Source organism: Burkholderia sp. A2, from assembly GCF_001729305.1.
Classification (GTDB): domain Bacteria; phylum Pseudomonadota; class Gammaproteobacteria; order Burkholderiales; family Burkholderiaceae; genus Burkholderia; species Burkholderia sola.
The window spans coordinates 1-10,083 of sequence record NZ_LZXX01000086.1 but is presented as its reverse complement, the minus strand read 5'-3'; the positions used below and the strand labels follow the sequence as shown (position 1 = coordinate 10,083).

At 66.4% G+C, this 10,083-nt stretch carries 8 protein-coding genes, 1 pseudogene and 1 riboswitch; of the genes and pseudogenes, 3 read left to right on the top strand and 6 right to left on the bottom strand.

The window, feature by feature from the left end; genetic code table 11:
- On the top strand, window positions 1–884 hold an 884-nt coding region (locus A9Z05_RS09660; RefSeq protein ID WP_256121936.1), incomplete at its 5' end, for a collagen-like triple helix repeat-containing protein.
- A 112-nt stretch (window positions 885–996) separates the two neighbouring features.
- Here A9Z05_RS09660 and A9Z05_RS09655 read toward each other — a convergent pair.
- Window positions 997–1,458, bottom strand: a complete 462-nt coding sequence (locus A9Z05_RS09655; RefSeq protein ID WP_069617885.1) for an Lrp/AsnC family transcriptional regulator — start codon at window positions 1,456–1,458, stop codon at window positions 997–999.
- Window positions 1,459–1,574: 116 nt separating this feature from the next.
- Between A9Z05_RS09655 and A9Z05_RS09650 the strand changes: the two genes are divergently transcribed.
- Window positions 1,575–2,207, top strand: a complete 633-nt coding sequence (locus A9Z05_RS09650; protein WP_069617884.1) for a LysE family translocator — start codon at window positions 1,575–1,577, stop codon at window positions 2,205–2,207.
- On the opposite strand, the pseudogene A9Z05_RS09645 reads toward A9Z05_RS09650, so the two are convergent.
- The 5 genes and pseudogenes from A9Z05_RS09645 to A9Z05_RS09625 form a co-directional block, all read right to left on the bottom strand.
- Window positions 2,204–2,527: pseudogene (locus A9Z05_RS09645) on the bottom strand (TetR-like C-terminal domain-containing protein); the annotation flags it as partial. The gene A9Z05_RS09650 and the pseudogene A9Z05_RS09645 overlap by 4 nt on opposite strands.
- Window positions 2,528–2,614: 87 nt before the next feature.
- Window positions 2,615–4,543, bottom strand: coding sequence for a TonB-dependent receptor domain-containing protein (locus tag A9Z05_RS09640; RefSeq protein ID WP_069617883.1), 1,929 nt, complete (start codon window positions 4,541–4,543; stop codon window positions 2,615–2,617).
- Between the two features lie 216 nt (window positions 4,544–4,759).
- A riboswitch (cobalamin riboswitch) is annotated at window positions 4,760–4,953 on the bottom strand.
- A gap of 245 nt (window positions 4,954–5,198) precedes the next feature.
- On the bottom strand, window positions 5,199–6,173 hold the full coding sequence (locus A9Z05_RS09635; protein WP_069617882.1) for a threo-3-hydroxy-L-aspartate ammonia-lyase: 975 nt from the start codon (window positions 6,171–6,173) through the stop codon (window positions 5,199–5,201).
- Window positions 6,174–6,225: 52 nt separating this feature from the next.
- Window positions 6,226–6,864 carry a transcriptional regulator gene (locus A9Z05_RS09630; RefSeq protein ID WP_069617881.1) on the bottom strand — a complete coding sequence of 213 codons (639 nt, stop codon included), beginning with the start codon at window positions 6,862–6,864 and terminating at the stop codon, window positions 6,226–6,228.
- Window positions 6,861–7,382 carry a YbaK/prolyl-tRNA synthetase associated domain-containing protein gene (locus tag A9Z05_RS09625; protein ID WP_069617880.1) on the bottom strand — a complete coding sequence of 174 codons (522 nt, stop codon included), beginning with the start codon at window positions 7,380–7,382 and terminating at the stop codon, window positions 6,861–6,863. Before A9Z05_RS09625 ends, A9Z05_RS09630 begins: the two co-directional genes overlap by 4 nt.
- A gap of 404 nt (window positions 7,383–7,786) precedes the next feature.
- Between A9Z05_RS09625 and A9Z05_RS09620 the strand changes: the two genes are divergently transcribed.
- Window positions 7,787–9,373, top strand: a complete 1,587-nt coding sequence (locus tag A9Z05_RS09620) for an isocitrate lyase (protein ID WP_069617879.1) — start codon at window positions 7,787–7,789, stop codon at window positions 9,371–9,373.
- Window positions 9,374–10,083: the final 710 nt, after the last annotated feature.

The window sequence follows — 10,083 nt, the reverse complement described above, 5'->3', positions numbered from 1 at the left end:
CAAGCGGAACAAGCGGAACACCCGGCACCAACGGCATCATCAGTTCCGCCGGCGCAGTCGTGCTGGCCGCGGGTTCGACGCTCGGCGATGTGACGTTGCCCGGCGTCGGCAAGGCCGCGACGGCCGGGCCGGCCGACACGGTCAGCGGCGTCGGCACGATCATCCGCGATACGACGAACGTCGTGAGCAACGGTATCGGCCAGATCGGCTTCACGCCGAACCCGGTCGGCAGGACGGTCTCGGGCCTCGGCACCCTCGTCGGCTCGATCGGCAACCCGGTCAACGGGCTCGGCGAAACGGTGAAGGCGCTTGGCTCCGGCCCGCTCTCGCCGCTCGCGCCGATCACGACGCCCGTCGGCGGCCTGCTCGACACGGCGGCCGGCGGCCTGCAGTCAGGCGGCACCATGCTTGGCTCGGCGCTGTCGTCGGGCCCGGTCCAGCAGGCGACGCAAGCGATCAGCACCGCGATCACGCCGGTCGTGACGACGGCGGGCCAACTCACGCAGCAGGTCGGCACCGCAACCGGACTCGGGCAGCCGGTCGCGGGGCTGCTCGGACAGGTCGGCGGCGCGATCACGTCGGCCGGATGGCAGGTGACGTCCACCTCGCCGCAGCCGATCGTCGGCGCTGCCGGCAGTCTCGTCCGGGCGGTCGGCAACACGGTGACCAATGCGGGCGGCCTCGTGAACCCGAGCGGTGCGAATGGCGCGGTGCCGGTCGCCGGCCTGGTGACGAGCGTGGTCGGCGGCATCCCGGCGACCGTGCATAACGGCTCCGCGACCGGTACGAGCAGCGGCGGCTCGCCGCTGGGCGGCCTCTCCAATCCGCTCGCGCCGGTGACGTCGCTGGTAGGCGGCGTGCTCGGCGGCGCGGTCGGCAAATAGCCGGCCCGCACCGATCGTCATGCGGGGACCCGGCCGCATGACCGGGGACGGCGGCCCCCGGCCGTCGCAGGTTCCTGCGGGTCGTTTCGGGCAATCCGGAAACCGCGGCCCGCTACCTGCGCGTGTCGCCGGGCTTCGACGCCGGCCGCGCGAGCCCGCGCGCCGGCAGCGGCGTCGACATCACGATCGACGTGCGCGTTTCGCCGTACAGGTTGATGCGTTCGATCAACTGTTCGAGATGGGCCATGCTGACGGCGACGAATCGCATCACGTACGAATCCGCGCCCGTCACGTGATGGCATTCGACGACTTCGGGAATCGTCTCCAGCAGCTTGAGGAACTTCGCTTTCGCCGGTTGCTGCACCGTGATGCCGATCAGCGCGTTCACCGGATAGCCGGCCGCGGACGGATTGATCCGCGCGGTGTAGCCTTCGACCACGCCGGCTGCTTCAAGACGCTTCACGCGCTCCGTCACCGCCGGCACCGACAGGTGAACCCGGCGCGCGAGCTCCGTATAGCTGAGGCGTCCGTTGTCCTGCAACAGCGCCAGTATCTTCCAGTCCAGATCGTCCATCGCGGCGGGCGTTTTTAAGGTAGAGCCGCCATTTTTCCTTAAAAACCGCATTCAGCGCGGCACGGACTTTCCCTACGATGCCTGTTCGAGCCATTGGATGTCGAAAGGAGCAGGCGATGTTGTTCATCAAATCCGTCGTGATGGGGCTGTCGATCGCGGTGCCGGTCGGCCCGATCGGCATGCTGTGCATTCAGCGCAGCCTGAGCCGCGGCTTCCAGGCGGGATTCGCGACGGGCATCGGCGCCGCGTGCGCCGATGCGATTTACGGCCTGCTCGGCGCGCTGGGCGTCGCGGGCATCGTCACCGCGTTCCCGATGCTGACCGTCGGCCTGAAGATCGGCGGCGGCGCGTTTCTCGTGTGGCTCGCGTGGAGCATCGCGCGCCAGCCGCTGGCCGCCCCGGTGGGACAGCGCGAGGTGCCGGGTACGACCGTCCTGCGCGATTTCCTGACGACGTTCGGACTCACGCTGTCGAACCCGATGACGATCGTGTCGTTCGTCGGGATCTTCGCGGCGCTCGGCCCGTTGCCGGGGGCGCGGGAAGGCGCGATGTGGGCGACCGTCGCGTGGATGGTCGTCGGCGTGTTCGTCGGCTCGGCCACGTGGTGGCTGTGCCTGAGCAGCGCGACCGCCGCGCTGCGCGCGAAGCTGTCGTTCGCGTTCATGCACGGGCTGTCGCGCATGTCGGCGGCCGTCGTCGCGGTATTCGGCGCGATCCAGCTCGTCGCGGGCGTGCGCGGGCTGATCTAGGCGCGCGGGGTAGCGCGGGTCGACCGGATCGCGTCGACCGTCGTCCGGATATGGGCGAGCAGCTCGAGCATCACCGTTTTCCGGAAGTACGGGTTGATTCGCATGCTGACGACGATATCGGACGGCAGCGCAGCGATCGCGTGCTGAACCGATAGCAGATCGTCGACGAGCCGTGTCAACGCGTCGGATTGCCATGTGTCGAGCGCATCGAGGTTGCGCGACCACGACGCGTCGGCATCCGGCGCGCCGTGCGAGAAGCCGCCGGCGCTTTCGAGCGTCACGTAGCCCATGAAGAAGCCGCCAAGCAGGCGGACCGCATGCGCGTGCTCGGCATCCTGTTAGCTTTTGTCGCGATGTCAATGTCGCGCGCGTGCCGGGGCGGCGCGATGCGCCGACGCGTGGGGCGGTCAGAATGTATAGCTGACCTTGCCGAACGCGGTACGCCCGAGCGTGTTGTAACCGTACGCGGTCATGTACTGCCGGTCGAACAGGTTCGACAGCGATGCCGACACCGTCAGGTGCGAATTGATCCGGTACGACGCGCGCAGGCTCACCGTCAGGTACGACGCCAGATACTGCCGGTTGGCCGGATCGTCGAACGTCGAGCCGCCGTACAGCAGCGACGCGCCCGTGCTCAGCGCGTGCAGCTTCAGTTCGTCCCACGTGTGATCGACGTTCAGGCTGACCGTCTGGCGCGGCCGGCGGCTGAGCCACGTCTGGTTCGTTTCGTCCTGCGGATTCAGGATGCCGACCGCGACGCTCACCGGCGTCGAGCGGCCGATCGTTCCCTTGTACGACAGGTCGATGCCGCGAATGTGCGAACGGCCGATGTTCATCGGCGAGAACGTCGCCGGGTTGTACGCGATCAGGTTGTTGACGCGCGTGTCGTAGATCGCCGCGGTGAACGTGCCATACGCCGTATTCGCGTCGAGCGCGGCCTCGACCGACGTGCTGCGTTCCGGGCTGAGGTTCGGGTTGCCGTAGCCGGGGTAGTACAGGTCGTTGAACGTCGGCAGGCGGAACGCATTGCCGTACGACATGCGCGCCGTGTAGACCGGCGTGATCGCCCACGACAGCGCGGCGTTGCCGGTGTTCACCGCTTGTCCGGCGATGATCTCGTGACGGCCGGCGACGAACATCGTCACGCTGCCGAGCGTCGCCGACTGGTGCAGCGAGAACGCGGAATCGTTGCGCGTCGGCACGCCGCCGGGAATGTCGACCGGCAGGAACGCCTGCTCGCGCGTGAAGTCGTACGCGAGCTTCGATTCGCCCGACAGCGGCAGGCCGAACAGGTGAAACCCGTGCTCCTGATGGGTCAGCGACGTCGACGTGCTGATCCGCTGCGAATTGATCTGGTCGGTTGCGAGGGCGGGGTTGTCCGCATAGATGAACTGGTGGTCGTTCGCATAGCCGAACGACTGGTCGAACTGCGTATCGGGCGTGATGTCGAGATGGAACGCAACGCCGGTCGTCAGCTGGTGATCGAGTTCGCGATTCGCGTAACCGCTGTTGTCGAAGGACAGATCGGAGCGGTGATACAGCGCGAACGTCGAGATCGACCAGTTGTCGCGCGCATAGCCGAGCCGCGCGTCGAGATCCTGCGCGTGATACGGATTGCGGCCGTCTTCGTGGCCGTAGAAGAACGGTCGCGTCGCATCGATGCCGGCCGTGTTGTAGTCGTGCAGCCCGAGCGAATAGGTGAGCCCGCCGAGCGCGGCCAGCGGCCCGGTCGACGGCACCGTGCCCGACGTGCGGAACTGCGTGTCGAACGTCTTGTTCGAGCCGCCGCCGACCGACACGGTGGTCTGGTTCGGCTGGTTGGCGGCGCGGCGCGTGAAGAGTTGCACGACCCCGCCCATCGCGTTGTTGCCGAACGACGCGGCGGCCGGGCCGGAGATCACCTCGACGCGCTCGAACGCTTCGGTCGGCAGGTCGGCCCACGGTGCGATGCCGGTGGTCGGCGAGCCGATCCGGATGCCATCGATGAACACGGCGACCTGGCTCGACGACGAACCGCGGATGCTGACCGACGCGGACGAGCCGGGTCCGCCGTTCTGCACGACGGTCACGCCCGGCAGCGTCGCGAGCGCCTGCGTGATGCTCGGGTCGGCGGGCGACAGCCGGTCGAGATCCTCGCGTGTGAGCACCTGGGTCGACGCGTAACGCCGGTCGAACGATTCGGGCAGGCGCCGCGTGTCGGTCACGCTGATCGTCGGCAGATCCGCGCCGGGCGCGGGCGCGGCGGGCTGCGCGAGCGCCGTGTCGCCGGCCGCCTGGGCGAGCGGGGAAAGCAGCGCGGTGGCGGCGGACGTGGCGAGCAGGCGACGAATCTTCATGAGGCGGCGGGACAAGGCGTGTGGCGCGTACGGCGATCGCGGGCGGAGGGCGGACAGGCTGCGCATGCCGACGGCGCGTCGGTGCGACGCTTCCGGCCGGGAAGCGGATTCGGGAACGATGGACATCTGACGGATCCTGAGGTCGGGTCGTCCATGCAACGGGCGACCGCCGGGGGCGGTGCCAGGCGCATCGGGACACCCCGCCCGGTGCGGCTGCGTGGACCTCGGGTCGATGGCAGGTCTCCTGGCTCGCGGGTCGTCATCCGTGCAGGCCTTCCCGGTTTCCCAGTGGCATGCGGTGGCACGGATTCACCGCTCACAGTTGCGGGGGCAGCCGCAGATTCGGGGCGTTGCCCCTGCTGCGTTCCCTTTTGATCCCATCCCTGGGAACCATCAGCGCGCAAGGGTAATGGCGCGTGGTCAGGGACGTCAATCGTCCAGCCGCGCGCGGATGCGAAAAAACGTCATTGCCCGGCGGCAGCTTTCCGAATCCTTTCGTTCGTGGTGCGCGGGCAGTGTTTCAGGTCTGAAGAAACAGCCGGGTTCGAACGCGGGCCGTCGCGCGGGAACCGGCGGCCGTCGTTCCGCCGTTCTGAAGGCCGACGGCCGGCGCGGGGCGTTGTCGATGCGTGCCGCCCCGTGCGCGCCGCGACGGTCAGGCCGGTGCCGACACCAGCGCGCAGAAGTTCTCGAGATCGACGTTGCCGCCGCTGATCACCACGCCGACGCGCTTGCCCTGCAGTGCATCCTTCATCCGGCGCACGGCGGCGAATGACAGGCAGCCGGTCGGCTCGACGACGATCTTCATGCGCGTGGCGAAGAAGCGCATGCAGTCGACGAGTTCCGCATCCGTCGCGGTCAGGATGTCGTCGACGTCGCGGCGCAGGATCGGGAACGTGAGGTTGCCGACGTGCTGCGTCTGCGCGCCGTCAGCGATCGTGCGCGGCGTGTCGATGTGCACGATCGTGCCGGACCGGAACGATTGCTGCGCATCGTTGCCGGCTTCGGGCTCGACGCCGTACAGCTTCGCATGCGGCGACAACGCACGCGTGGCGAGCGCGGTGCCCGACAGCAGCCCGCCGCCGCCGAGCGGCGTGAACACGGCGTCGAGCGGGCCGACTTCGTCGAACAGTTCCTTGGCCGCGGTGCCCTGGCCGGCGATCACGTCCGGGTGGTCGTAGGGCGGCACCAGCGTGAGCCCGTGCCTCTCCGCGAGCTGGCGCCCGATCTGCTCGCGATCCTCGGTGTAGCGGTCGTAGGTCACGACGTTGCCGCCGTAGCCGCGCGTCGCGGCCATCTTCGCGGCCGGCGCGTCCTGCGGCATCACGATCGTCGCGGGAATGCCGAGCATGCGCGCCGACAGCGCGATCGCCTGCGCATGGTTGCCCGACGAGAACGCGACGACGCCGTGGCGCCGCTGTTCCGCGTTGAAACGCGACAGCGTGTTGAACGCGCCGCGGAACTTGAAGGCGCCCATGCGCTGCAGGTTCTCGCACTTGAAGAACACCTGCGCGCCAAGCGCGTCGTCGATCGTCCGCGACGTCATCACCGGCGTGCGGTGCGCGTGGCCTTCGAGCCGGGTCGCGGCGGCGGCGACGTCGTCGTACGTGGGGAGAATGGGAGAGTTCATGGTTGTTCGAGGATTGAAAAAGTCAGTCGACTGGAATGCGGGGCGCGCCGCGTCATTTCGCATCGTTGTAGACGGTGGCGCGCGACACGCCGAGATGCTGCGACACGATTTCCATCGCGCGGCGCACCTCGAGAAAGCCGTCGGCCTTCAGCGTCTGCATCAGTTCGCGGCGCTGGTCGGTCTTCAGCTCGCGCGGCGTCGTCGCGAGGCGCGTCGCGAATGCGTCGATGCGTTGCCGGATCGCGTCGGCGCCCGCCGGGTCGAGCGTTTCGACGACGGCTTCGCCGTCCGTACGGCAGAACTGGTTCAGCATGCCCTGGAAGCCGCGGAACAGCGTGACATCGGCATTCAGGCACAGCGCGGCCACGTAGCGCCCGGTCGAATCCTTGATGCCGATCGACGTGCTTTTCGCGGTGCGGCCGTCGGCGAAGCGGTTCGGGTAGTTCGCGAGCACCTGCGGGAAATCGTCGTCGGCGATGCGGGCGAGGCCGAGTTCGGTCGCGGGATCGCCGACCGCGCGTCCGGACAGGTTGTTGTGGATCGCGAGGATCGCGTGCTCCGGCGTGCGCAGGTCGTGCACGACGACCTCGGTGAACGGCGCGAACATCTCGCCGAGCCCTTCGGCGATGCGCTGCACCTGTTCGATCAGCGATGCCTGCTCCGACAGCAGCGGCTTGCGGTTCGTGCTCATGGGTGGTCCTGGTGTGTCGGGGTGTCCGTCGTTTCCGGCCGCGTGATGTCGGCCAGCAGCGGGCGCGCGATCCGGACGTAGTCGGCCGCGTCGAGCACGACCGAGCGATCGAGGCGGCCCGCGTTGAACGCGATCTCGGCGTTGCGCTCGACCAGAGCGGGATCGACGACGAGCGTCACGTTCGTATCGAACACGAACGGCGGCACGGCGCCCATCACGCAGCGCGTGACGGCGGCCGCGACGTCGGGCGACGCGAGCGTCGCCTTGCGCCGGCCGACCGCATCGGCGACCTTGCGGAAGTCGATTTTCAGGTGACCGGGAATTACCGCGAGCGCGGCGTCGTCGCCGCCGTCCTTGAACGTACAGAGCATCGCCTTCGCGCCCTGTTCGGGGCGGGTGCCGCGCAGCGCGGCGATCGCGTCGGATTTGCCTTCAGCCGGATGCTCGAGCACGCGGAAACGCGCGCCGGATGTCGTCAGCAGTTCGCAAAGCGTGTCGAAAACGGGAGAGTCGTTCATGTCGCTCCGGGCAGGCAGGCCGACGCGTCGAGGCGCGCGGATCAAATAATTGTCCAAGTATAGACGTTTTGTCATGGACGTGACAAAGGGTAGCCGGCGTCGTGCCGCCAGTGTGCTCGAAGCGCGTCGGTTCTTCAGCAGCCGAAAGGAGATTTCATATTGTGGGATGTGGGCCGAATTCCTGCCGCCGCGTTTTACCGCCGCTTGAAACCGTGTTTTGCATCGCAAAAACGACCGGCTATCTCATTGAAAATCAAGGGAAATTTATATCTTATGTCTTATATAAGACTTGAGTGAAAGCGCGCGGGACAGGATTACTATTGAGTCCATGCAGTTCGCTTCGTCACACGCGGCGGGCACGCTGAACCCTTTACTCAAATGCGCTTCGTTCCCAGGAGATAGACATGTCCCAATATCAAGACGACATCAAGGCAGTGGCTGGCTTGAAGGAAAACCACGGCAGCGCGTGGAATGCCATCAGCCCCGAATATGCCGCCCGCATGCGTGCCCAGAACAAGTTCAAGACCGGCCTGGACATCGCGAAGTACACCGCGAAGATCATGCGTGCCGACATGGCCGCGTACGATGCCGATCCGTCCAAGTACACGCAGTCGCTGGGTTGCTGGCACGGCTTCATCGGCCAGCAGAAGATGATCTCCATCAAGAAGCACTTCAACAGCACCGAACGCCGCTACCTGTACCTGTCGGGCTGGATGGTCGCCGCGCTGCGCTCGGAGTTCGGCCCGCTGCCGGACCAGTCGATGCACGAAAAGACCTCGGTCAGCGCGCTGATTCGCGAGCTGTACACGTTCCTGCGGCAGGCCGACGCCCGCGAGCTGGGCGGCCTGTTCCGCGAGCTGGATGCCGCGAAGGATCCGGCTGCGAAGGCGGCGATCCAGCAAAAGATCGACAACCACGTCACGCACGTCGTGCCGATCATCGCCGACATCGACGCCGGCTTCGGCAACGCGGAGGCGACCTACCTGCTGGCCAAGCAGTTCATTGAAGCGGGCGCGTGCTGCATCCAGATCGAAAACCAGGTGTCGGACGAGAAGCAGTGCGGCCACCAGGACGGCAAGGTCACGGTGCCGCACGAGGATTTCCTCGCGAAGATCCGCGCGATCCGCTACGCGTTCCTGGAACTGGGCGTTGACGACGGCATCATCGTCGCGCGTACCGATTCGCTGGGCGCCGGCCTGACCAAGCAGATCGCCGTGACGAACACGCCGGGCGACCTGGGCGATCAATACAACGCGTTCCTCGATTGCGAAGAACTGTCGGCCGATCAACTGGGCAACGGTGACGTCGTCATCAAGCGCGACGGCAAGCTGCTGCGTCCGAAGCGCCTGCCCAGCAACCTGTTCCAGTTCCGCGCCGGCACGGGCGAGGCGCGTTGCGTGCTCGACTGCATCACGTCGCTGCAGAATGGCGCCGACCTGCTGTGGATCGAAACCGAAAAACCGCATATCGCGCAGATCGGCGGCATGGTCAGCGAGATCCGCAAGGTGATCCCGAACGCGAAGCTGGTGTACAACAACAGCCCGTCGTTCAACTGGACGCTGAACTTCCGCCAGCAGGCCTACGACGCGATGAAGGCCGAGGGCAAGGACGTGTCGGCTTACGATCGTGCGCAACTGATGAGCGTCGAATACGACGAAACCGAACTGGCCAAGCTCGCCGACGAGAAGATCCGCACGTTCCAGGCCGATGCATCGCGTGAAGCAGGCATCTTCCACCACCTGATCACGCTGCCGACGTACCACACGGCTGCGCTGTCGACCGACAACCTGGCCAAGGAATACTTCGGCGACCAGGGCATGCTCGGCTATGTGGCGGGCGTGCAGCGCAAGGAAATCCGTCAGGGCATCGCGTGCGTGAAGCACCAGAACATGTCGGGTTCGGACATCGGCGACGATCACAAGGAATACTTCAGCGGCGAAGCGGCGCTGAAGGCAGCGGGCAAGGACAACACGATGAACCAGTTCTCGTAATCGTCATATCCGCAGCAGAAAGCCAACCCGTTACGGGTTGGCTTTTTTTATTCGGCGCGGAGCGTGATCCGCGCGAGGCTTTGCGACATATCGGCTGCGTCGCGCGGGGATTTTTCCTCGTCGCAATCGCTTCGACATGCGCGTGCGGATCGCGCGTCGCCGGCGCGATGGCCGCGTGCGCGTATTACCCGTATTGCCTGGCCTCGCGTTTTGCGCAGTGGCGTGAAGCAGGCATGCGAACGGAATGTTTGTGTATGCAACCTAATTCAGGGTTTGCCTGAGTAGCGAAAACGCGAAGTCGCACGGCGTGCGTTCGCGTGGTTCGCGCCGACGAGCGGGAGGTTGAAATTGCCGTTCGTGCGAAACCCTTGCGGGGCGGTCGTCGCGCTGGTTTCGTCCCCAAAGCGCGCACGCCGCCGCCGTAAAAATAACCTGCCTGCAACGCGCATGCCGGGACGCTCTCACAGTTGTTTCTTGTTGCAACGCAACGCCCCGCCAACAACGGCGATGGTATGCTGGCCGGCATGGAGTTGTCTGGCAGGTTGCTTGCATGGCGAAACTCGTGTTCGCACTTTCTAACGAGACTTCATCTTCTCTCGCCCGCATCGCGGCATCGACGCGCGCTCCGCTCGCGCGTCCCGTCCTGCGCGCCGCATCTTCCTGCGCTCCGCACGCATTCCCCATCTCGCGGGCTCGCCCCGCACCCCCAT

What these genes read in the sequence shown, in the direction of transcription:
- A9Z05_RS09655 (WP_069617885.1), bottom strand. Translation starts at nt 1,458, where the DNA reads ATGGACGATCTGGACTGGAAGATACTGGCGCTGTTGCAGGACAACGGA.
- A9Z05_RS09650 (WP_069617884.1), top strand. Translation starts at nt 1,575, where the DNA reads ATGTTGTTCATCAAATCCGTCGTGATGGGGCTGTCGATCGCGGTGCCG.
- A9Z05_RS09640 (WP_069617883.1), bottom strand. Translation starts at nt 4,543, where the DNA reads ATGAAGATTCGTCGCCTGCTCGCCACGTCCGCCGCCACCGCGCTGCTT.
- A9Z05_RS09635 (WP_069617882.1), bottom strand. Translation starts at nt 6,173, where the DNA reads ATGAACTCTCCCATTCTCCCCACGTACGACGACGTCGCCGCCGCCGCG.
- A9Z05_RS09630 (WP_069617881.1), bottom strand. Translation starts at nt 6,864, where the DNA reads ATGAGCACGAACCGCAAGCCGCTGCTGTCGGAGCAGGCATCGCTGATC.
- A9Z05_RS09625 (WP_069617880.1), bottom strand. Translation starts at nt 7,382, where the DNA reads ATGAACGACTCTCCCGTTTTCGACACGCTTTGCGAACTGCTGACGACA.
- A9Z05_RS09620 (WP_069617879.1), top strand. Translation starts at nt 7,787, where the DNA reads ATGTCCCAATATCAAGACGACATCAAGGCAGTGGCTGGCTTGAAGGAA.